The 23,690-nt window shown below is 47.0% G+C and carries 19 protein-coding genes; 17 read left to right on the forward strand and 2 right to left on the reverse strand.

The features are described from left to right. Window positions 1–164 precede the first annotated feature (164 nt). The 14 genes from ACO08K_RS17655 to ACO08K_RS17720 all read left to right on the forward strand — a co-directional run bounded on the left by ACO08K_RS17655 (window position 165) and on the right by ACO08K_RS17720 (window position 17,277). Window positions 165–6,554 (forward strand): gliding motility-associated C-terminal domain-containing protein, encoded by a 6,390-nt coding sequence (locus ACO08K_RS17655; protein ID WP_421797733.1) that lies wholly within the window; start codon window positions 165–167, stop codon window positions 6,552–6,554. Between the two features lie 9 nt (window positions 6,555–6,563). Further along, the gene (locus ACO08K_RS17660; RefSeq protein WP_421797734.1) at window positions 6,564–7,520 is read left to right on the forward strand and encodes a type IX secretion system membrane protein PorP/SprF; all 957 of its coding nucleotides are present in this window, start codon (window positions 6,564–6,566) and stop codon (window positions 7,518–7,520) included. A gap of 38 nt (window positions 7,521–7,558) precedes the next feature. Continuing rightward, complete coding sequence (locus ACO08K_RS17665; RefSeq protein WP_421797735.1) at window positions 7,559–8,098, forward strand: inorganic diphosphatase; 540 nt, start codon at window positions 7,559–7,561, stop codon at window positions 8,096–8,098. A 61-nt stretch (window positions 8,099–8,159) separates the two neighbouring features. Beyond that, window positions 8,160–8,843, forward strand: coding sequence for a class I SAM-dependent methyltransferase (locus ACO08K_RS17670; RefSeq protein ID WP_421797736.1), 684 nt, complete (start codon window positions 8,160–8,162; stop codon window positions 8,841–8,843). A 23-nt stretch (window positions 8,844–8,866) separates the two neighbouring features. Then, complete coding sequence (locus ACO08K_RS17675) at window positions 8,867–9,517, forward strand: hypothetical protein (protein WP_421797737.1); 651 nt, start codon at window positions 8,867–8,869, stop codon at window positions 9,515–9,517. Beyond that, window positions 9,514–9,825, forward strand: coding sequence for a DUF6958 family protein (locus tag ACO08K_RS17680; protein ID WP_421797738.1), 312 nt, complete (start codon window positions 9,514–9,516; stop codon window positions 9,823–9,825). Before ACO08K_RS17675 ends, ACO08K_RS17680 begins: the two co-directional genes overlap by 4 nt. Before the next feature lie 11 nt (window positions 9,826–9,836). Further along, the gene (locus ACO08K_RS17685; RefSeq protein ID WP_421797739.1) at window positions 9,837–10,523 is read left to right on the forward strand and encodes a DUF1349 domain-containing protein; all 687 of its coding nucleotides are present in this window, start codon (window positions 9,837–9,839) and stop codon (window positions 10,521–10,523) included. A gap of 197 nt (window positions 10,524–10,720) precedes the next feature. Next, window positions 10,721–11,485, forward strand: coding sequence for a hypothetical protein (locus tag ACO08K_RS17690; RefSeq protein ID WP_421798321.1), 765 nt, complete (start codon window positions 10,721–10,723; stop codon window positions 11,483–11,485). Between the two features lie 63 nt (window positions 11,486–11,548). Then, window positions 11,549–11,971 carry an SRPBCC family protein gene (locus ACO08K_RS17695; protein ID WP_421797740.1) on the forward strand — a complete coding sequence of 141 codons (423 nt, stop codon included), beginning with the start codon at window positions 11,549–11,551 and terminating at the stop codon, window positions 11,969–11,971. Between the two features lie 78 nt (window positions 11,972–12,049). Then, window positions 12,050–13,309, forward strand: a complete 1,260-nt coding sequence (locus ACO08K_RS17700; protein ID WP_421797741.1) for a S41 family peptidase — start codon at window positions 12,050–12,052, stop codon at window positions 13,307–13,309. A 233-nt stretch (window positions 13,310–13,542) separates the two neighbouring features. Further along, window positions 13,543–14,304 carry a hypothetical protein gene (locus tag ACO08K_RS17705; protein ID WP_421797742.1) on the forward strand — a complete coding sequence of 254 codons (762 nt, stop codon included), beginning with the start codon at window positions 13,543–13,545 and terminating at the stop codon, window positions 14,302–14,304. Between the two features lie 88 nt (window positions 14,305–14,392). Beyond that, window positions 14,393–14,809, forward strand: coding sequence for a hypothetical protein (locus ACO08K_RS17710; RefSeq protein ID WP_421797743.1), 417 nt, complete (start codon window positions 14,393–14,395; stop codon window positions 14,807–14,809). Window positions 14,810–14,895: 86 nt separating this feature from the next. Next, a complete protein-coding gene (locus ACO08K_RS17715; RefSeq protein ID WP_421797744.1) occupies window positions 14,896–15,339 on the forward strand; it encodes a DUF5990 family protein in 444 nt (147 codons plus the stop codon). A gap of 123 nt (window positions 15,340–15,462) precedes the next feature. Next, window positions 15,463–17,277 (forward strand): serine hydrolase, encoded by a 1,815-nt coding sequence (locus tag ACO08K_RS17720; RefSeq protein ID WP_421797745.1) that lies wholly within the window; start codon window positions 15,463–15,465, stop codon window positions 17,275–17,277. 115 nt (window positions 17,278–17,392) lie between these two features. Here ACO08K_RS17720 and ACO08K_RS17725 read toward each other — a convergent pair whose 3' ends face one another. After that, window positions 17,393–18,436: a hypothetical protein gene (locus ACO08K_RS17725; RefSeq protein WP_421797746.1), complete on the reverse strand. Its 1,044-nt coding sequence runs from the start codon at window positions 18,434–18,436 to the stop codon at window positions 17,393–17,395. 175 nt (window positions 18,437–18,611) lie between these two features. Then, entirely contained in the window at window positions 18,612–20,240 is a 1,629-nt protein-coding gene (locus tag ACO08K_RS17730) for a serine hydrolase domain-containing protein (RefSeq protein ID WP_421797747.1), read from the reverse strand. Window positions 20,241–20,536: 296 nt separating this feature from the next. Between ACO08K_RS17730 and gatA the strand changes: the two genes are divergently transcribed. From gatA to ACO08K_RS17745, 3 genes are all read left to right on the forward strand, one after another. Further along, complete coding sequence (gatA, locus tag ACO08K_RS17735; RefSeq protein ID WP_421797748.1) at window positions 20,537–21,976, forward strand: Asp-tRNA(Asn)/Glu-tRNA(Gln) amidotransferase subunit GatA; 1,440 nt, start codon at window positions 20,537–20,539, stop codon at window positions 21,974–21,976. A gap of 231 nt (window positions 21,977–22,207) precedes the next feature. Continuing rightward, entirely contained in the window at window positions 22,208–22,702 is a 495-nt protein-coding gene (locus ACO08K_RS17740; protein WP_421797749.1) for a hypothetical protein, read from the forward strand. Window positions 22,703–23,077: 375 nt separating this feature from the next. Further along, on the forward strand, window positions 23,078–23,602 hold the full coding sequence (locus tag ACO08K_RS17745) for a hypothetical protein (protein WP_421797750.1): 525 nt from the start codon (window positions 23,078–23,080) through the stop codon (window positions 23,600–23,602). Window positions 23,603–23,690: the final 88 nt, after the last annotated feature.

A 23,690-nucleotide genomic window follows, 5' to 3' on the forward strand; every position in this document is an offset into this window, starting at 1 on the left:
TTGACCAAAAACCGATCACATCCCATGGACCAATTGTACATTGTCCAACAGTATGCTATTTGTTCTACCCTGATCCGGAAGGATTCCTCCACTCATTTTGATATTGTAGTCACTTTGTCTAAGTCGCTCAATGTATCCGTGAAACGCATAACTTCCGTTTTGGTATGAAGCATTTGGTATACTCCCTCGCAATACTGGCTACCTGCCTGTTTTTTGACACTGCTTTGCCTGGAAAAGCCAAGCAGCCCGACCATTTTTTTCCTTTGACCCGTCTGGTGGAGGATACAACCAAGGTGGCTTGTGAAGACGCAGATACCGCTTACAGCACCTGGTTCAATACCCTACAGCTCCAGGTTACACTGCCCGCGCAGCAAAGTGGCCATACCGTAAGCATTACGCCCACCCCACCGGAGGCTTTCGTTTTTAAAGGACCATGTGTGGATACCTTGCGCCTGACTTTTAAAGTGACCAATCAGGGTGGTCAGACTGTCTCCAACGATACGTATGTGTTTATAGTTGGTGACAATGAAGCGCCCAAAATAGTCTCCTCCATTGCTGATTCCTTGATTTTGGGGTGTAAAGACCCTATTCCGGATACTTCCACGGTAAAAATTACGGACAACTGTGCCCTGGACAATGTGGTGTACAATCAAACCGAAGTAGGTAGTGCCAACTGTATCTATCGTCGAAAAATCGTGCGTACCTGGCGCGCTTTCGACAAATGTGGCAACCGCAGCGACTATCGGCAAGTGATTGTAGTAACGGATACCGATGCACCTTCCTTTGGGCAATTTCCCCACGATACCACGATCACCTGTAATGTGTCCAAAATTCCTGAAATCTTAGGCATTCCCATCTTAAGAGACAATTGTGATCCCGATCCAATTCTGAGCTTTACCGATGAAATTGTGTATGGTAGTGATCCCAATTGTAAAGGAACCTATGAATTGAGGCGCCTTTGGAGAAGTGAAGATGTTTGTGGCAACAGTGCCGTTCAACGTCAGATCATTTATGTCGTTGACAATGTCAAACCCAGTTTTACGCCGCCTCGTGATACCATCATCGATTGCCGCTTTGGGGATGATCCTGCCTTTTCGGGCAAACCCAAAAACCTGAGCGACAACTGTAGCACCCTTACGGAAGCCAATTTGAGCTTTAATGACGTGCTGCAAGCTGGAAATTGCGACAACAACTACATCGTGTTCCGCACCTGGCGGCTGACGGATAGCTGTGGCAATTTTATCACCCATCAACAACGGATCGAGGTAATCGACCGCACTGCACCAGAGATCACTCGTGCACCCATCAACCTGATTTTGAATTGCGATGCCAATTTGGATGCTCAAACGCGGTTCAATGCCTGGATCAATAACCTGGGTAATGCATTGGCAGTGGATAACTGCACCACCCCAGCTTCTGCGCTGCGCTGGATTTTGCAGGACGCCCAAAGTGGCGGAGCAGTCACTTTTCCCACCCTGCGTTGCGTTGCTGGTGACAGTATTATTTTGGAACGACGGGTACGCTTCATCGTGGAAGACGAATGTGGCAATCGCGATACTGCCCTTGCAGTCTTTCAAGTCATCGACGACCAGGCACCAGAACTGAGCAATTGCCCCAGTGATGCCGAGATCAATGCAGACCAGGGACAGTGTACTGCCAATTTTACCCTGCAAGCACCAAGCGTAACGGAAATTTGCACCTTTGCTGCACCCAATAATGAGGATATTCTGTACAGCTACCGCATCAACAATGGAGCAGTCAAAATTGTCCCGGGTTTTGTTCCGGTTCAGGTAAGTCTAAACATCGGTGCCAACCGCATCACCTACTACGTCCAAGACTGTGCTGGGAATAAGGATTCCTGTAGTTACACCATTACCGTACGGGACCGGGAGCGCCCGGAGATCATTTGTCCAACAGATGTTGAATTGGTTCTGGCGACCGGAGCCTGTACTGCGCCATTTACTTTGCCGCGCGCAACTGCCACCGACAATTGTAGCCTGGCTGGCAGTTATAGCCGGACTTTACCTCTGGATAGTACCAGCGCATTTTTGACCTATTCCTTTAATGCTGCATTGAACAGCTACATCGCTGGAGGAAAAGTGCTGAATTTTACCAACGTAGCGCCCAATGCAACAGGCAATGCCAGTATAGTGGTCAATTACAAAGGGGACTTCAATTCACCCAATGCCATTTTAGAAGTTTTTGGTGAAAATGGCCGCTTTTTGGGCAATTCAAACCTGGGTGATGCCACTTGCAACCAGGCTGGGCAGTTGAACCTCAGCATTCCACGCGATACCTTCAACCGTTGGGCCGCCGACGGGGTTATCGTATTGCGAGTAGCTCCCCGCCGCATCAGTGTTCCGTCCGGGCAACCCGGAGAAGGCGTCAATCCCTGTAATCCATCTGCGATTGTCAACGATGGGGACACGGACCGCAAAGGTTATATTTTTGCCAATCTGGCCTATCCAAGTGTGCTACCCTTGTATTTTGCCCAGGGAGCTACACCCATCACTGCTACCCGAATGCCCGTACCTCCGGATAGTGTACGGGTACAATTTGCCTTGGGTGAAACCCGTGTATCCTACGTCATTCAGGATGCCAGCGGCAATGCCGATACCTGTACGTTTAAAGTGACAGTTAAGGACAATGAATTGCCCATTGCAAAATGCCAGGCTACTACCTTGTTCGTCAATCCTTCCGGGCTGGAAACTGAACAGATCAATGCAACCGAGATTGATGCGGGAAGTTCGGACAACTGTGGTGCACCTACTCTTAGTCTCAGCCCCAACTCCTTTACCTGTGCTCAGGCTGGAACGGTACAAAATGTGATACTTACGGTTACCGATCGCGCCGGGAATATCGCCCGTTGCTCCACCATCGTGCGCATTGAAAATGAACGCCCTGCTCCTGCTGCCAATTCTGGTTTGTGTGGCAACGATACCTTGTCTTTGTTTGCCAACCCACCACTGGCTAATGGTGGCACAGTTTATACTTTCCGCTGGACGGGCCCAAATGGATTTGCCTCCAACCTGCAAAATCCAATTATCCCCAAAGTGAGTTCGAAGAATGCGGGCTCCTACTCGGTAGAAATCACCGGAATTACGGGCTGCAAGTCCACAGGAGTGGTTGAGGTGTCGATTGAAGACCTACCCGTTACGCCTACGCTATTGTTGACCAAAGAAAACTACTGTTCCGCAGAAGACATCGTACTGACCTCATCCATCGCACCTTCTGGTTCCAATGTAATTTTCCGTTGGTACAAAGGGGAAGCCCCCAATGGTACGGTGATCGGGCAAACCATTGTACCCAGCCTGACCCTTCGGGCACCCCATGCCGAAAGCCAGGACAACTACTACCTGACCATTGAATCGGGAGGTTGTGAATCCTTGCCCTCGGCCCCTAAAGTGATCCGCATTTATCAAAAGCCACAGGCTATCCCCAAAAAAGCCAGCTTTTCGGTTTGTGAAGGAGAATCTATCGTATTTGGCACCGAAGTAGCTGGCCCCGGTATTACCTATCAATGGACTGGGCCGAATGGCTACAGTTCTACCAGTCAATCGCCGCCAGCCATCACGGCGGCTACCATGGCGAATGCGGGAGTGTATACCCTGGTAGTCTCCCGCTTTGGCTGTGCGTCTGACCAGGCTTTTATTCCGGTGAGTGTGCTGACACGCCCCGCCCAACCACAGCTGACCTCCTCAGGCGCAGCTTGTGAAGGAGGAAAAATCACCCTGCGCACCAACGCTACCGCTTCATTTTATACCTGGGTAAGTCCCGCTTTGGAAGAATTCCGCACCAGTGTACCTAGTTTTGACCTCAACAACGTCACGAATGCCCAGGAGGGCTCCTGGCGTTTGTACCTGACCAATCAGGAATGCAGCTCAACCCTCTCACAAGCCCTGGAAGTGGTGGTCAATGACAAACCCAAACCCAAAGCTTCGGCGAACTCATCCTCTATTTGTGAAAGTAGTCGCCTGGAGTTAAAGGTTACACCAGCTACACCCAATGCGGCTTTCCAATGGACGGGGCCGAACAATTTCAGTTCGGTTGGCAGTAGTGTCGCTATTGATAATGTGCGCCAGATCAATTCCGGGCGTTACGTGATAAAGGTGACCAGCGCTGAAGGCTGTATTGCAATGGACTCGGTTGCGGTTGAAGTCATCACCAGCATTCGGGTGTTTAGCGTGACCAACAATGCACCCAAGTGTTTGACTGGCCCAACGGACATCATTTTATCCGCTAATTTTTTCCCTGCCGACGATGGCAATTTCCGTTACAGTTGGACTGGGCCAAATGGGTTTACCGCCAATACCGCCCAGGCGACCATTCCCAACGCTACCCAGGCCAACAATGGCAATTATTCGGTGGTCATCACTACCGCAGGAGGTTGTACTTCTGAAGCAGTGAGCACCCTGGTTAACATGAGCGATCCGCCGCCAATTCCAAGTGTACCAAAACTCTCTGAAACAACCATTCAACCCCTTTGTGTAGGTGGAGCCATTAGCCTTTGTACCAATGCCTACCAGGGAACTACCGTGACCTACAATTGGGTGACGCCCAATAAAGGGGTGTTCCTGACGACTACTCCCTGTTTCAATATTCCTCAATCGGTAGCTGATGATTCGGGCATCTATTCGGTGTTTGTGAGCATCGATGGATGTAATTCGCGGGAGTCTGGGGAAGTCATTTTACAAGTTACGCCCAAACCCGTCCTGACTGCCTCCACAAATGGGCCCGTATGCCAGGGTTTGCCCATCGAATTGAAATCAACGTTTGTACCAGGAGCCCAATACAACTGGAGTGGACCGAATTTTAGTTCTTCCCTCTCCAGTCCAACCATTGCTGAGGCTGATTCGGCTCAACATGCCGGAACCTACGCTGTTTTTGCCACCCTCAATGGTTGTAAGTCGGACATTGTAACCACCAAAGTGGAAGTACTGGCAGGCGCTCGTCGTCCATCTTTGGCTGGCAATAGCCCCTTGTGCATCAGTGGGCCGGATGCGAGGCTGCGTTTGTCGCTAAGGCCAGGTACCGCAACGGCGGGAGCAGTATACACCTGGAGTGGCCCCAACGGCGTTTTGGGTACCAGTTCAACCACCGATTTTGATATTCTGGACTTGAGCAGCTTTGCTGAAGGCATCAATAATTTTACTGTGCAGGCAAAATTGGGGGTCTGTAACTCCAGAGTGTCCGAACCTTTTCCCATTTCCTTTAGCAAAATCCCGGCGGGACAGGCCTTTGCAGGCGCAGACTTTTTGGGTTGTGAAAAATCGCCGATCACCCTCAGTGCTCAGGCCCCTGCAATTGGAACTGGAACCTGGAGCCTGGTGAATGGCGACACTACTGGTGTGCGGATCGTCGATCCAGGATTGGCCAAAACGCTGGTCAACGGCCTGAAAGGTGGCCAAAATTATACCTTCCGCTGGGCACTTTCCAGTGGAGCCTGCAACAATTATTCCAGTGATGAGGTAGTCATTACCGTCAATAAACCCGATACGGCTTTTGCCGGTACGGATATTCTGGCCTGTTTTTCCCGCGAAATCAAACTCAATGCTCGGTCTTCCACGAGTGCTCCGGGAAGCTGGAGTCAATCGGAAGTTCAGGGCTTGTTGGGCGTACTGATCCTCGACCCTACCAACCCTCAAAGTGGAGTGACGGGCATGCAACCGGGCAACCTTTATGCCTTTACCTGGACGCTCAAGGCGGGTGGCTGCGGGAACATCACCGATGAGGTTTTGGTGCTGATTTCTGACCCTGGACCTTACGCAGGGGGCGATCGCTCCATTTGTAACAACGAGGCAGTGATTCTCCTCGATGCCGATAAACCCACCGATGGTAGTCGCGGTCGTTGGACCAGCCTGACCCAGGGCATCAATATTCCCAATCCTGAAGACCCCAAGGCACAGGTGCGCAATTTGCGGATTGGTGACAATACCTTCGTTTGGGAAGTGGACAACGGCATTTGTGGTAAGGATTCCCGCGACACGGTGGTGATCACCTACAAACGTTCACCCAAAGCTTTGAATGACGCCATAAGTGGAAATTTCGGGGTGGACATTCCGATCAATGTGCTGCTCAATGATACCGTGCCTGCCAATACTCAGGTGAGCATCATCCGACAGCCTTTTAACGGTACTTTGGTGGCTACCGGGAATGGAGTCTTTACGTACACGCCGCGCACCAATTTTGTGGGTGAAGACAAGTTTTTGTACCAGATTTGTAGTGCGGGTTGTGATTGTTCACAGGCGGAAGTGACGATTGAAATTTCTTCAGATGCAGATTGCAAAATCCCTTCGGTGATCACCCCTAACAATGACTTGATCAACGATGTCTTTACGATACCTTGTTTATTAGACGACACGGAGTACCCTGAAAGCCAGGTCATCATCTTCAATCGCTGGGGCGATGAAGTGTTCCGATCGGGCAAACCCTACAAAAACACCTGGTCGGGCACCTACAACGGCGAAGATTTACCTGCGGATACTTACTTCTACATCATTGATTTTGGCAAGGGGCAAAAGCCTAAAAACGGATTTTTAGTCATCCAGCGATAAACAAAGGCTATGAGAAAAATCTACATCCTGATTATCTTTTTGGGATTGGGCTGCGGGGTGCAAGCCCAACAGGAAAACCAGTTCACCCAGTTTCAGCACTACAAACTGGGTTTTAACCCCGCCTATGCTGGCAACGCCGAAGGCATTTCCATCGCCGCCCTGGTGCGGCAGCAATGGCTGGGCATCAAAGGTGCACCGATGGTGCAGCTCCTGTCTTTGAATATGCCTGTGCTCAACAACCGGGTGGGCATTGGTGCCAATTTTGCGCTGGCTTCCATTGGGGTAACCAAGCAGTACACGGCAGAATTGGCTTATGCCTACCGCATTCCCGCGCCCCGGGGGCACTTGAACCTGGGTTTGATGACTTCGATTCGCAACTTCCAAATGAATTTTTCGGAGTTGGAAGGTTCTCAGCCAACTTCGATTGATGGGGCGATTCCAGCGGGTTTACAAAGCAAATACGTGCCCAACTTTGGGGCGGGTATTTATTACGACGCGCAAAATTTTTACATCGGCGTGTCCTCTCCCCGCTTGTTGAATGTCAGCATCGATCTGGCTGATGGCAGTGGCACCATTTCGCGGGAAACGCCGCATTTTTTCCTGATGACCGGGGTGATGATTCCCTTGGGAGAAAAGATCAAATTGCAGCCTCAAACTTTGCTCAAATACGTCAAAGGTGCACCTTTTGATGCGGATGCCAACCTCAATCTGATTTTTAATGAACGCTACACTTTGGGCGCATCTTACCGTTTGGGTGGCTCCAGTGCATCGGGAGTAGGGGAGTCGGTATCGGGTATGTTCAGTGTACAGATGGGCAATAATTTGCTCATTGGTATGTCTTACGATGCAACGTTATCGGAGTTGCGCCGCTACAACAATGGTAGTCTGGAGGTAGTCCTGCGGTACTTCATCAATGGGCGGAATTCCGGAGATGTGATTTATGAGAACCCGCGGTTTTTCTTCTAGAGCTTGTTTAAGTTTTCAAAATTAGTTAAAACAATCCAATGAAAAATACCTTCAACCCCTGGCATCATGTTTCACCTGGCGACAATTTGCCGGACATTGTCAACGGCATCATTGAAATACCCAAAGGTACCCGCGCCAAATACGAGCTCGATAAAGAAAGTGGCCTTTTGATATTGGACCGGGTGCTTTACTCGTCGGTGTATTATCCAGCAAACTACGGGTTCATTCCCCAGACTTATTGCGACGACAAGGACCCACTGGATATATTGGTGTTGTCACAAATTGATGTGGTGCCCATGTGTATTGTTCCTGCCAAAATAATCGGAGTCATGCGGATGCTTGACAATGGGGAGGCCGACGATAAAATCATTGCCGTAGCCGCAGGTGACCCCAGTGTGAGCCACATCAAAGACATCTCTGAGCTGCCTGCCCATTTTATTTCGGAAATGCGGAGCTTCTTTGAGGATTACAAAAAACTGGAGAACAAAACGGTAGTGGTGGAAGAGTTTCTGGATCGGGAAACGGCGATTAAGATTTTGCAGGATAGTTTTGAGTTGTATCGGGAAGTTTTTGGATAGGGGTGAGGGACACTCGGTTTGTTAGCCATAAGTTTCCCAATTAAAACCTCCATCTCCCCACATGAACCTCCTTCCCGAAGCCCAACTCATCTGGTCGCCCACTGTTGCCAACTCCCGAATGAATCGCGAAAGAAACGTCAGTGGAGTCAACAGCTACGAACAGGAGTTCAAGTTCAAACCCGAAGCATACCTCGCTGCTAAAATAGCCACATATGGCCAAGCATCCTGGCTCGACTTGTGCTGCGGGCGCGGCAATGCCTTGATTCAAACGGCCCGACACTTTGAGCACCAGGGCCAACAACACCTGCTTCAACTCACCGGAATTGACCTGGTGGATGGCTTCCAACCCATAGATAAAAACCTTACCTGTGTAGAGTTTGTATCCTCATCGCTCCTTGACTGGATGCCTACCCAAAGCTATGACCTGATTACCTGCGTACATGGTTTGCATTACCTCGGTGACAAATTAAAGGTGATTGAAACCAGTATCGCTGCCCTAAACCCATCCGGTCGATTTGTGGCAAATCTCGACTTAAACAACCTGGTCATTCAAGGCACAAATACCAGTGCTTATCTAAAAAAGTCATTCAAACAATTGGGGATTGCCTATCATGCCAGGCGAAAAGTGCTGGAGCGCGTTGGTGGACTGGCCATCAAATTCGATCTTCAATACCTTGGTGCAGACGATCATTCCGGCCCCAATTACACTGGGCAGGACGCGGTAACTTCGCATTACTCCGGGTGAAATGTACTACACAAGCCATCAACATGGAACCACTGATTTCAAGGCTAAAACAAAGCAGAATCCTTCAACTCTTCACCATTTCACTGCGCTATGTGATGGGGGCATCGTTTGTTTATGCGAGTGTTTTTAAAATTCAAGGCAAAAGGTTTATGCCTGAGCCTGGCGCAGACACTGCAGTCGATTCACTTGCTCACTTCTTTGAGGCCATGTACCAAGCCGAAATGTATTGGCATTTTATCGGCTGGGGACAGTTGATTGCCGGTTTTTTGTTGATGTCTCAAATGTTCAGCACCTTGGGCGCAGTGGCTTTTTTCACCATCGTGCTCAATATTTTTGTCATCACCCTTTCTTTTGAATCAGCCAGTATTCAAGCCATTACCTTTTTAATGCTATTGGGGACCATTTACCTACTGCTGTGGGATTGGAATAAACTCAAGTTCATCGCTCTGCCTAAGCCTCAAAATTACTTGGATAACAATGCCGAATTTTCTACCCGAAGGGTTTGGACGTATTTGGGGCTATTCTACTTTTTAGGAGTCGTTTTGTTGCGAAACGCCATGATTGGCAATCTATTATCTACTAAGTTCATTCCAACAAATTTTGTATTATTGGGTGCCGTTTTAATGCTTTTGATTGGGGGCGTAACGGTTGTTACTCAACTTGCAAAAAAATGAAAGCAGAACAAATTCAAACCCTGCACCCTATTCCAGGCAAAACCAACAAACGTATTGCCCTGGAAAAATACGAAGTGATCAAAGCGCAGATTTTAGCTATTTTGAGTCAAAATGAGTTGACCCATACCGAACTAATGGAGCAATTGTATACCAATGTAAAAGATACCTTTGAAGGTGGAGTTCAATGGTATGGGGAGACCGTGAAACTGGATTTGGAGGCAAGAAAAGTAATTGAGCGAACGAGGAGCAAACCAGAAAAGTACCGCCTCGTCAATAAGTCGGGAGAGACCGGTTTGGAAGCACCATAAAACAATCGAAAATGAAAAAAGTAAGTTTGAACCTGCTTCTTGCCTTGGCAGTTTTGAATGGCTGTACAAGTGATCCGATTGAAAAAGGAGAAGCCTGCGCGATCAAGGTTTCGGGACTTGAGTTTACCAAATCGCTCAATGGAGCAAAGTCCCAAGCCAGCGTTGAAGGCGATAGACTGGTGCTCAAAAGCAAAGCCAAATCCGACTATTTTAATGAACCCGATGGCACGATGTCGTACAGTACGGCGCCGGTTTTGCTGACAAAAATAGACAACAGCAAGCCCTTTACTTTTACGGCGAGGGTCACGCCCACCTTTACGGACACCTACGATGCAGGGGCGATGTATGTTTTTTTGAACAAAAACTGGTGGTTTAAATTTGCTTTTGAAAGAGATGAACTGAAGCGTACTCGCGCCGTAACGGTTCGAACCATTGAAACATCTGATGACAACAACCACGATGTGATTGACAGTACAAGTACCTACATGAAAATCTCTTCGGATACCAAGACCATTGGCTTTTATTATTCGCTGGATAAAAAAGCCTGGCAGCTGGTGCGTTTGTTCCGCAATGACTATCCCCTCGAAACCTGGATCGGTGTGAGCACTCAATCGCCTATCGGCAAGGGGAACAGTACAATTTTTGAAGAATTTTCCCTGAGCCAAAAAAGCATCAAGGATTTTAGGATGGGGATTTAATCCATAACTTCGCGTCAAATGGCTGAAAAAATCAAAACCAAGCCTAGACCTTGCTGACCATGATCCATAAATTTTCCATCCTTGTCCTTAGCTTATTTTTAGCAATTCCTATTTGCGCTCAGGTATCCAATTCAGACCTTGCTAAGCGGGTTCTAATAGCCCCGGAGAGTGTTTTTAAAATGTTTCGGGAAGCCGAAATGAATCCCGTGAACCATGAATTAACTGAAGTTGAACGGGCAAAAGTTGAAAAAGCTTTTGCCATTTTGCCGCCGCTTTATCAAAAAATCCTGAAAGGGCATTTACACAGCATCAGCTTTATGGACAACATGCCCAATACTGCCCTGACCTCGCCAGTGGAAAGCTCGGATTCCACGCAACTATTCAACATTACTTTTCGAGCTGGCATCCTGAATGAAACGATTTCTGAATGGGCCACTCAGAAAGAAAATACCTGTTATGACCGATCTGCCAATCCCGATTTAGCAATCAGTATTGAGGCTGGAGAGTTAGATGCACTTCAATACGTTTTATTGCACGAAGCTACCCATGTGCTGGATGCGGTTTTAAATGTTACCCCCCACCCCGAAGAAAGAGGGGCCTTGGTAGAACCTACTCCTTATACCAAAGGCATCTGGTATAAAATGAACATACCCACCAAACCCTTCATTGATTCCCTGTTGGAGAAAACCCGGTTCCGCAGTGGCAAAACGGTGCCCATTGCCCTGGCACCAGAGATTTACAAAGCCCTACGCAAAACACCCTTTGCCTCTCTTTATGGAATGGCCAGTTGGTTTGAAGACCTTGCCGAACTCGCCACCATTTATCACCTTACGCACAAAATGAATCAACCATTTCGGGTCGTGGTGAGAAAGAATAATCTTGAGCTATACAAGTTTGAACCGATGAAGAATAAAGGGGTTAAAAAAAGAATGAAACATTTGGCGTTTTTCTACAAAAGCTAAATAAAAAATAATGGATAGGCCATTAGCCGCCTTTGGCCGGGCCTCAACGTAAAAACCAATAATATGGCAACCAATATTTCAACGATTACCATCAATGCCTCCATTCAAAAAGTTTGGGACACAGTTACCCAACCGGAATGGGTGAAACTTTGGCAATATGGCAGCGATTTGATGACCACCTGGGAAGTTGGTAGCGACATCAAATTCAGCACCACCTGGGAAGACAAGGTATTCGAACAATGGGGGAAAGTTTTGGCCTTCAAACCCACCGAATTGGTGAGCTACAGTTTGTTTGCCCCCAGGCCAGGAGTGGAAGACAAACCTGAAAATTATTTCACGATGAACTATCACCTGAGTAGCGAAAATGGGCTGACCAAACTGGAAATTGTGCAGGAAGACCAACGGCCTAATGCGGTTCAGGAAGAACCACAGGGTGAAGAAAATCCGGTTTTGAAATTGTTGAAGGAGATTGCCGAAGCTGGGTGAAGAGGGTAATTTCCGAACACTATTTTGTCCAGTCTTCATATTCCTGTTGCCAATAACCCAAATGATTCCTACCCAACCATGAAACTACTGTTTGCGCTGACCATCATTTTTTTGACTTTGGGGTTGCGTGCACAAACCAATCCTTATTTGAAGGACTTGAGTGCCTTAAAAACCATCTTGCAAAAGACGCCCTCCTACAAATCACAAATAAAGGGCAAACAATTGGCCCTCTACAATGATCTCTATGATCGCTTGGCTTCAGATACGGCAAGTAAAGTGAATGGCTACAACTATTTCTACAAGCTGGCACAACTGATTTTCCCCTTGAAGGACAATCACCTTGCATTTTACCAAATTCCTGATGATGAAAATTTCAAAGACCAGGAGCGTATTGAGCAATTCATTACAAGTAAAGAATTCCAGGATTACCCCAAATATGTGGGCAATCTGGATTCCTTAAAATCAGCATTAGCCGCAAAGTCTCTTGATTCCATTGAGGGTATTTATCACTATGGCCAATATTATTCAGTTGGATTGTTCAAGAGCAGCAACAAGGAGTACACCGGGGTGGTACTGGAATCAGTGGTCCCTTTATGGCAAAAAGGGCAGGTTGCTATACATCTTTACGAATATGGTCCCAACTTGTTCAAAGCCATATACGGACACCCGCTAACTAAAAACTTCATGCTTCAGCCCATTGAAAAATATCAAAATCAGGAATTGGTCAACTCGTACTTCTACGGCTCTTATGCTCAAAGTATTTATTCAAAAAGGCTGCAACAACTTGACTTTGTCAACTTACCTAAAAATGCACCCAAGTTTGAGTTAAAACAAGTAGCTGACGACATCCAATACCTGGTCGTAAGGACTTTTCAGGTTGATCGTTCGAACGCGGAAAAGTCAGCTATCTTCCTTGATTCGATTAAAAATTCCCTGACCGCAGCAAATCTCATTTTAGACCTGAGAAACAGTGAAGGTGGTGCGAGGAGAATGGCCAGTAAATACGTCCAGCTCATCCGGAAATACACCCCCAAAAGCCATGTTTTTATTTTGATCAACAATGGAACCTTGAGCCAGGCCGAAATCCTCACCTTGCGCTTGAAAAAATTTAAAAATACCACGACTCTTGGGCAGGCAACCAAAGGGATGTTGAGCTACGGAAGCAATTACGGGAAACGGGAAAAATTGCCCAGCCAACATTTTGAGGTTTATGTAACGGATATGAAAAACCCGGCAAAATTGTTGAAGTACGAAGACGTCGGGATCAACCCGGATATTGCCCTGGATGAAGATTCTAACTGGATTGAACAGGTAATCAAAATCATCAGGGAGTTGTAAAATGTTGCAACCTGAGGGTTTGTAGCTCAAATGCATCTGAAATCTTGTAACCCGCCGCTTTATCGGCGGGCTTAAATGTACCCCCTACTCTCACATCTAACATCCTTCTAGTGGCTTGCATCCAATGATTGATGTGCGCTCTGGAAGGATGTTAGATGTGAGAGGAGGGGGTACTTGGGGCCACCCGTTGAAACAGACGGCTACAATATGTTGGATGTGATTAATGGGAATACATGGATGATAATTTTGTGTTCAAGCCATTTAAAAACCCAGAACTTATGTTAGTATTAAAAATCTCAGCGCGTTGGAAAATCAGTACGCTTGGTTTATCTTTAGCAAACGAGAGTAATGAGTGCCCAGATTTTCGTGTAATAGCCAATTGTAAAATGACACGCCTACTTGCCTTTTTACTGACTATTTTTGTTTTGACCTTTGTAGCTTGCAAAAGCAACAAGACAGAAAACGAATTGACTAAATTAGAGCAGTATATCAACAGCACGGACAGTCTGACGGGAAGCTCAAAATTATTTGATCAACTTGTCATTAACATCTTGACAGATCATTCAGAGTTTAAAGTGATAGATGATATAAAGCATTACCAAAACAACAGTTTAGGGAAACTGAAAGAGCAGACTTTCAATTTTTACAATGGCACCATAGGACAATATCCAAACTTGTCGTATGACTTAAAAATAACAGAATTCAAAACCGACCGACAGGCAGCAGTTGCATTTTGGAAAATTATTGAATTCCAAGCATGTTGTGTTCCAAACGAGGACATTATTAAACTAAAAAACTTTGAAAACCTTGGCCATTTTAAAAACAATGCATCAACCACGTTGCTTTCTGAAAACGTACTTTTTGAATTAGCAATGGGTGACAGAGAAAACATAAATAAAGAAATATCAAAATCACTTGATCGACTTTTAGAGAAAAGAAAATATTTAAAACTTGAAATTGGACAAGGTGGACCAGCAATTTGGACAAGAAAATAACAGAGCCATTGGCTATGCCATGAGGTTTGCAATGAATACACAAGTAGAATAAACCTCAGTTCTCAACCCTTAAAAATCCAACTCCCTCATGAAAGAAAAATTAAAAGGACACTTCATCTACGGAGAACCCTACCCTGACCATATAAAAGGGACATCGGTTCCATTTGAAGTGGAGTGGACCTTAATCGATGGAATCATCAATGGTATTTGTGTGGACGATGAAGGCAAAAAGGTATTTGACACCCCAGCAAGTATCCGTGGTTTTATTGACGATGACATCATCAGTTTTATTAAGCAATACCCAAAGTGTTTGGAGATAGATGAAACTGGTAACACGAGGGTATCGGATGATTTGCCTTCACCCGAAATCCATTATTACGGACTATTGATTGACAACCATTTTGAAGGCGACTGGACAATCACTACGGAGTATGTATTGGAGAATGGAGAAATTGAGTACTATGATTGCACGGGCACCTGGGAATTGTTTAAACAGCAACTTTAATCGTAAATTTAGGTGTCGAAGGAGCCTGAAGAACAAACCTAGAGTTTTAAACACGGTCAGAATCCTGACTACAACAGCCTAATAAAATGAATCAAGAAATAGCCATAAGAATCATCTTGGAAAGCCCTCCCTCGGGAGTTGACTTTGCCATTCAAAAAGGCAGCGGAAACACTTACGAAACCATTTTAAAGCAAAGATCAAGTGACAAGGATTTATCCTTTGAATTTAAAATTTCAGTTAAAGAAACCCAAACCGCTTTGCCGGATTTCAAAGGCCCCTATGTTCAAGGACCATCGAGTGAACGTTTCATTTATGTTGACATCGGTACGGCTGCTGGGCAATTCGATTCGGTCTGGACGCGTCGCTTGAAAGTCCCTTTGAGAGACATTTCCGCTGAAACCATCCAACAACTGTTGGCTGATTCTTCTCTGGTTCTGGAAACGAAAGTACCGGGAACGGGTAAAGACGGTGGGCCAAATTGTGCAACGGTAAAACCTTTCCCTGGCTGGCATTTGAGCATAAACTCTTAAAGGCTAATAAAATTCACCCCAAAATCCCTGGTTTTCACAACTCCGTAACAAGTCCTCTCCCAAAATCGCCGTACGTTGTGGGATAAGAGATGCTATGTTAGAATCTCTTAAATCATCCACACCATGAAAACCACTATTTTAACCCTCGCTACCCTGCTCTTCTGCATGGTTATTTTTGCCCAAAACAAATACTCCCAGGAGACCCTCGACAAGATCAAAGAGGTGGAGAACAACATTACTGGGCAGGTTATCCTGAACGATGCCCGCCCCAGCACCATTGCCGAAAAGATGGCTAAAAACAAGGTCAAAGGCTTGAGCATTGCGGTTATTCAGGATTACAAAATCGCCTGGGCAAAAGGTTACGGCTGGGCCGATGAAGCTGAAAAACGGCCAATGACTACGGAAACCTTGTTTGAACCCGGTTCCATCAGCAAAACATTGAATGCTTTGGGCATTTTAAAACTGGCACAGGAGAAAAAACTCGACCTCTACGCCGACATCAATACCTATTTAAAATCCTGGAAATTTCCTTACGATTCCTTGTCAAAAGGCAAAAAAATCACTCTGGCCAACCTGTTGAGCCATACCGGAGGATTATCCACACATGGCTTTCCGGGGCACAACATCAAAGGGGACATACCCACAGTGATCGAGGTCCTGGATGGCAAATCTCCGGCAGTCACCCCAGCGGTGCGGAGTTTATTTGAACCCGATTTGAAGTACCAGTATTCCGGTGGAGGTACGACCATCGCTCAAATGATCCTCACCGACCTGACCCAGCAGGACTACGCTACCTGGATGTACGAAAATGTGTTGAAACCCATCGGAATGGTCAACAGCACCTATGCCCAGCCGCCCGCAAAAAACAAGCGTCAATTGTGTGCCACCGCCTACCTCAGCGATGGTTCACCGCTTTTGGGCAAATTCCACGTTTATCCTGAGCAGGCTGCGGCGGGTTTGTGGATGACGCCCAGCGATTTGTGCAATTACATCATCGACATGCAGTTAGCCTACCAAGGCAAGCCCTCCAAGGTGTTGAGTCCGGAAATGGTGAAACTGCACCTGACCCCTTACCACAACGAATCAGCAGCCATGGGTACTTTTATCAATGACCTCAATGGGGCCAAATATTTTGAACATGGCGCGGGCAATGACGGTTTTCGCGGACAATTTTACGGTAGCCTGGAAGGGGGCTATGGTGTAGCTATCTTTGTGAACAGCGACAATGGAGAGATCATGTACGATGTGATCCAAAGTGTTGCCAAAGCCTACAACTGGAAGAATTTTTACCGGGAACCACAAAAGCGAAAAACCGAAAAAAGTATTGAGGTTTACGATCAGGTCATAAAAAACTACGAGGGCATTTATGTTTACGACGATACCTGGGCCGCTATAGGCAAAAGAGACAATGAATACCATTTTTACGCAAACCGCATGCCCGTAAAAATGCATTTTACCAGTCCCACTCGTTTTTACAATGAAGAATTCTCGGCGGTAAAAGAAATGTTGAAAGACGACAAAGGAAACATCCTGGGCTATACCCGCACGGTGGATGGCAAAGTATTTCCCAATGCCACCAAAATTGGCAGTTTGGACACCCTCAAGTTGAAAAACGAACTGTTTGGCGAGATTGGCTGGTATTTTTTCGAGAATAAAAACTACCCGCAAGCACTGGCTTTTTTCAAGCGGGGCGCGCAGGTTTACCCCGAAGACCTCAACATGCTGATGAATTCGGCGCACATGTATTTGCTAACGCAGGATTACCAAAGCGCCCTGGACATTCATAAAGCACACCTGAGGGATATGGTTAGGCCCGGGTACAGTTGGGTAAATTTGTTGCAGGAAGACTTTGCTTACCTCAAAGAGCACCGCCAGGATGTGAAGCTTTTTGAAAAGCTTTTTGCGGAGTTGAAGATCAAAAAGCCGAAAGGGTATTGAGGATATCGGTTGGGATAAGTCTATTTATCTTGATTTGTTGTTGACATTGATCATTTTACTATGCTCAATGTCAACAACAATTCCAACCAGAGGCGTTTGTGCGCAATCAACAAGTTTAAAAAACCGCAAAAACATCCTCGAACTCACTCTCCTTGATTATTTTGTTCAAGCCAGCATGCCAATGATAAATCCCCACCCAATGCAACCCCGCACCTGGCAAATGCTTCCGAGCAAACCGCGCCGCTGCCAACAGCTCCGCATACCCACAGGTCTCAATCCGCAGCAAATCGCCCTGGTACAAATAATGCCCCTTGAGATAAGTACTTTTTTGCACGCGAAAGCGCTGCGGATCGATCTGTTCAAAACGGGCATCGCCACGTAGGTCTTCTACCCGCAGCTCGTTCAACAGTCGAATCATCTCTCCCTCCCGAAACAAGACGCCCCAACTAAAGGCTGGCAGCACCACATCCAGCGGCAAGGGATACTTTGGAAAAGGCGCATAAGCCTCAACTGCTGATTGGGAAAAAATGGAATTCTCCTCCTCCCAGCTTTCCAGTTCACCCACGTTGTACAACATGAGTGTACCGCTGCTCACGGGAGGAACACCCGTGCGGTGGGGGTATTTGTATTGGTGCAAGCGGATGGTGGCGGAAAGTAAGCACTTGCGCTGTGCCAGTTTTTCGCTTAGTTTTTCCAAAAAAGCAAAATAGACCCGGCGGCTGCTGGCCGTCCAATCGCAGTCGATTTGTATTTCGGATAGGCTTGGCTTACCCAGGGGCTTGGCCAAAGCGTCGATTTTGGCAATGATCTTTTGTGCCAAAGTCTCCACTTGTGACTCACTTTCTACGTGCCCCCAGGTGCGATTCGTGATGTAAATGACGGGAACCAATTCCAGCTTTTTCAACCCGGCGGTATCGATTTGAATGCTGGCGAGAGGGACAATTTGGCCTTGGCCTTCGTCCCAGTCTACGTCAAAAAACTTGGCGTACAATCTTGAAACTCGAAGCTTTTGTAAGCTTTTTTGCTCAGTTGGGCTGATCGACAAATTGGTTTGCCAATGGTAAAATGCGCGGTGCACCTGCGGTTTGGGTTGGCAGGCGCTGATGAACAGGGCAAGGCTTAAAACGAGGAGTTCAAAACCAAATATTCGGTTTGCCATAGGTCCTTGAAAGAGGTTTTGGCCTTCAGTGCCCCTTCGGTGCCTGTGGTTTCTTAGGTGGTGAAGCAATGATTTTTTTCACCACCTAAGAAACCACAGGCACCGAAGGGGCACCTTAGAGATCATGCATCACTTATAAAAGATAGGTCACCTAAAACTAGTTTCAAGCGGGCACTCACTTCACCCGCACAAATTCAATGTTCCAAGCCCGACCCGTCGTAAATTTAAAACCCGTCACCTTCCCCTTTTTATCAAATACAAACTCCAGCAACTCCCCCTGCTCATTCTTGAAGGTGTTCTTGTAATAAGGTGTCAGTTTTTGATCCAAATCCGGCAGCAAAAAAGTTTCCAGCGCCCCATTTTTCATCCGAACCTCGTAGGTTGCATCTGCTTCGCTGCTGCGGTAAGTACCCACAAAAGCCAACAAGTCCTTCTCGCTGGGCTGGAAAGCCGCTTTTTTCTGGAAGCTCACTGTGTCGCCGTTGGTGCTGTAGGCAATGTATTTGTTGCCCGAAAATTCCAGGCGGGTACTGCCCTGAAAGAAGGTATTCTCCTTGGTCGCCTGCAAAACCTGCCCGCCTTTGGTGCGTAGCAGGCCATCTTTTACCTCCAATTCGGTGACGTTGTCGTTGCGCACGCAACGGTAGAGCCCAGCTTTAGCTTGGAGGGAAGCTTCATCAGGAACAATCGTGCCCAACATCGGCTCACTGGAAGTTCTTTCTCCAAAAAACACGGCTGCCACCTTCATCCCAACATCCACGGGGCCAACCATCGCCGAATTGCTCAAAAAGGCAATCGATAAATCCTGCGCCGGATAATAAGCCAGCCAGGCCCGGTATCCGGCGGTGGCACCACTGTGGCTGATTTCCTTGAAGCCATTAAAATCCCCAATATTCAATCCTGCTGCATATCCAATGGTCACGCCATAATTGAGGATGCCGCGGGTTTGCTGCAATTCTGAGAGGGCTTTGCCACCCACGATCTGGCTTTTGTGGTTTTGATTCCAAAGCATCAGGTCGCCAGTGGTGGTCAGGAGGCCACCGTTACCGTGCACCATTTCAAAGGGCATGTTTTGCAGGAAGTTGTTGCCAAAACCGGAATAGGCAATGGCGCGATTGGGCACAATTTTGCGGTAATCGTCGCGCCATTGGGTGTTTTTCATGCCTAAAGGACCAAAAATGCGCTGCTTGCAAAACTCGGCAAAAGCCATCCCACTGACTCGATCCACGATGATGGCCATCAGGTTGTAGCCCGAGTTGCAGTAGTTGTACTGATCGCCCGGCGGGAAATTCAAGCGTTTTTGTCGCGACAAAATCTCCAGCACGTGCGCGTGGGTGTAGGTACGTTTGCCTCGCGGCCATCCGCCCACACCTACTACCGAGCCCCAGTCGCGCAAGCCGCTGGTATGGGTCATCAGGTGGCGGATTTTGATGGTGGGGCCGTAGTTGGGAATTTCAGGGAGGTATTTGCGGATGTCGTCGTCGAGGCTGAGCTTGCCGTCTTGCACCAATAGCAGAATGGCCGCTGCCGTAAATTGTTTGGAAACGGAACCTGCCTCAAACACGGTTTCGGGGGTATTGGGAATGTTGTGCTCCAAATCAGCCATGCCAAAGCCGGAGTTGTAAAGGGTTTGATCACGGCGTACTACGGTCAGGACGCCACCAGGGCCCTTGGTATTCCAGGTGCTAAAAATGGCGTCAATTTTTTTGAGGGTATCGGCGAGGGTAGGGGCTTGGGCAGAAATACTGATGGCCCAGAGGCTCAGGAATAGGAAGCATAAGTTTGGTTTGTAGTGTTTTGGCATAGTGGTGTTTTGTGGTGATGAAAAGGCTAAGGTCAAATTTAGGGATAAAATGGCTTTTAAACGACAGAGGTATATCTTAAGTGCCTTGGGTTTCTAAGGTGGTGAAAATATGTTCCGCTAGGTTTTTTTACCACTTTAGAAACCTAAGGCACTTAAGATACACCTCTGTCATAGAGGCACCAAATAATGAAATTTGTTTACCCAACGCCGTGCCCCGTCACCATTCTTCAACTTTCCTTCCCAATTCCCCAAAAAACGGGTACTTTTGCCTCCCGAAACCAACTTTCAACAGCAACATGCCGCGCTTTTCAACGCTTACCCAAGTTCAAAACGCCATTCAGAGCGGGGAAACTACCTTGGTAGACCTGGTACATTATTATTTGTATAAAATTGAGGAAAACCGAGCACTCAACATTTACGTAGAAGTATTTGAAGAAGAAGCCTTGGAAAAAGCCCGGCAATTGGAACAAAAATACCGTGAAAATCCGACTCAGGTGGGTCGGCTCTTCGGCGCAATTGTTTCCATCAAAGACGTGATTTGTTACCAGGGACATACCGTTACGGCGGGCTCCAAAATTTTGAGTGGCTTCCAATCCCTGTTTTCGGCCACTGCCGTTGAACGCCTCTTGGCGGAAGACGCCATCATCATTGGGCGCACCAACTGCGATGAATTTGCGATGGGTTCCACCAATGAAACCTCTTATTATGGCCCGGTGCGCAATGCTGCCGATCCAACCAAAGTCCCCGGCGGTTCTTCAGGCGGCTCGGCGGTTTCGGTACAAGCCGACACTTGTCTTTTGGCCTTGGGTTCCGATACGGGTGGTTCGGTGCGTCAACCTGCTGCCTTGTGTGGCGTCATTGGTATGAAGCCTACCTATGGTCGGATTTCCCGCCACGGCCTGCTAGCTTACGGCTCTTCCTTTGACCAGATTGGAATTTTGGGTCACAACGTGGATGATATTGCGCTGACCCTGGAAATCATCGCAGGGCCGGATGAATTTGATGCCACCAGTAGCCAAAATCCAGTTCCGGCCTATAGTCAGCTTTTGGGTGCAAAAGGTCCAGTGAAAATAGCTTATTTTGATACCGCAGTACACCATCCCAAGCTGGATCCGGGCATTCAGGCCCAGTGTCTGCGCATGATCGACTGGCTTAAAGCGCAAGGCCATACCGTAGAAAGTGTCCCTTTTGATTACCTCGACTACATCATTCCTGCTTATTACGTCTTGACCACCGCCGAAGCCTCTTCCAATTTGTCGCGTTACGATGGCATTCGCTTTGGCTACCGCAGTCCAAATGCCAAAACCTTGGAGGAAACCTATAAAAAGTCGCGCTCGGAAGGTTTTGGACAAGAGGTCAAGCGCCGGATCATGTTGGGTGCTTTTGTATTGAGTTCAGGGTATTACGATGCCTATTACACCAAGGCACAGAAAGTTCGGCGTTTGATCACCGAACAAACCGACGCCATTTTTGCGGAATACGACTTTTTGTTGATGCCCGCTGCGCCCACTCCTGCATGGAACCTCGGGGAGTCACTGGAAGACCCGGTGGCGATGTACCTGGCGGATATTTTTACCGTACAGGCCAATATGGTCGGCATCCCGGGCATTGCCCTCCCCGTAGGCACCCACGAATCGGGCCTGCCCGTAGGTTTGCAGTTTATGGCTGGAAAACTTCAAGAAGCTGAACTGCTGGCTTTTGCCAAACAAGTTTCAGAAAGCTATCCGCAACTGTAACTTTTATTTGATAATTATTTCTATATTTCACTCGTCAATGTAAGTGGTTGAACAGTATTAATCGACAGAATTTGACGCAGATATTTTGGGTTTCAACGACTTATTTTTGAAGCGCAATGCAACGTATTGTAATGAAAAAATAAGGAAGATGAAATTCAAAAGATCAAGTCAAAAATGTCGATTAATGCTGTTCAACCACTTAACATCCTAATAACCGTAAAACATCTTGCGATGAAAAAGTTACTATTGCTTTTGGTGCTTAGTTTTGCTGCCTTTCAATTCCAGGCGCAAGCACAAAGCGGAATGAGTGAAAAGGAGAAAAAAGAAGCGGCAAAAGAAGCTGCTGAGGCCAAAAAAGAGGCCGCCAAGGATAAAGAAGAAGCCGCCAAAATAGCTGCCGAAGAAAAAGAAGAAGCGGCTCGATTGGCCCAAAAAGAAAAAGAGGCAGCGGCCAAGGCAAAAGCGGATGCAGCCAAAGAAGCCGCAAAAAACAAAGCGCTGAGCGCCAAAGAAAAAGAGAAAGCCAAAAAAGACGCAGCTAAAGCCAAGGAAAAGGCCAAAAAAGAAGCGGCTAAAACCAAAGCCCTAGCAGCAAAAGAAAAAGAGCGCGCCAAAGCAGACGCGGCCAAAGAAAAAGAAGATGCCAAAAAAGAAGCCGAAAAAATGAAGGAAATGGAGATGAAGGCCAAGGAGAAAGCGGCTAAGGAAGCAAAGAAAAACGACTAGGAAATAGGGTTGAGCAAAAAGCAAGTTTAATCTTTGCTCAATTCAAGTCATAAATTAGGAGTCATTCCGAATTTTTGAAAATTCAAAATCGGGCTAAAATCTAACCGCGGAGCGGTTGAATTTTGAATAGCCCCGGTCGTCCGGGGTAAATAGTAGGGCCAAATTGCTTGCAACCACGGCAGTGGTTGAACTCAATTGAGGAAGAAATTCAACCGCATCCGCGGTTGCGAAACCTTCTGCTGCCGATTGACCCCGGACGACCGGGGCTATTCAAAATTCAACCGCTTTCGCGGTTCGTTCTCCAATAAATTGAGATGACTCCTGCTTTTGTTGCACCTCAATAGCTGACTTGTTGACCAAAAACAAAACCTCAACATGCTCCTCGATACTTCCCCTATTGCCATCACCGTTCTCCTTACCTGGCTTCTCCACCTCATCATTGCGTTCTGGTTCAAAATTCGGATTAAAGGTATCCACACTTATTATGAGGGGCTTTGGAAAATCCTGGCTTATGTGGGGCTCACACTGACCGCCATTGAAATTTTTCACATTGCTTTACCCGTAATTTCTGGGTACATCTTTGAACTAATGGCTTTTAAAGCTAGGCTTTACAGTCCCTGGTTTAACTGGATGTTGGGTGTGGATGTATTGGCTCCGCTATTGTTTTGTTTCAATTTTTGGCCTTGGTTTAGGAACAACAAGTTTTTTAGAAACTTTCAATTGCTTGTAATGCTGACCATTTTTTTAACCAGATTAGCTTGGGGCAACGATTTTGCCATCAGCATTGTTCCCGGCTGGCATACCACGATAGATTTTCTGAGTTTCCCACTTACCCTTTTGATTACTAGTGTATTAATTTGGTGGCTCAAACGCCGGATTTTGAAAAAAGAAAGCCATTGATAGACTCACCCAGCTGAATAATGTAGCGATAAACTTTTTACCCAAACTCAACTAAGCACAATCCGCCGCTGTTATTCTCCACATTCTA

Source organism: Haliscomenobacter sp., from assembly GCF_965225875.1.
GTDB lineage: Bacteria > Bacteroidota > Bacteroidia > Chitinophagales > Saprospiraceae > Haliscomenobacter.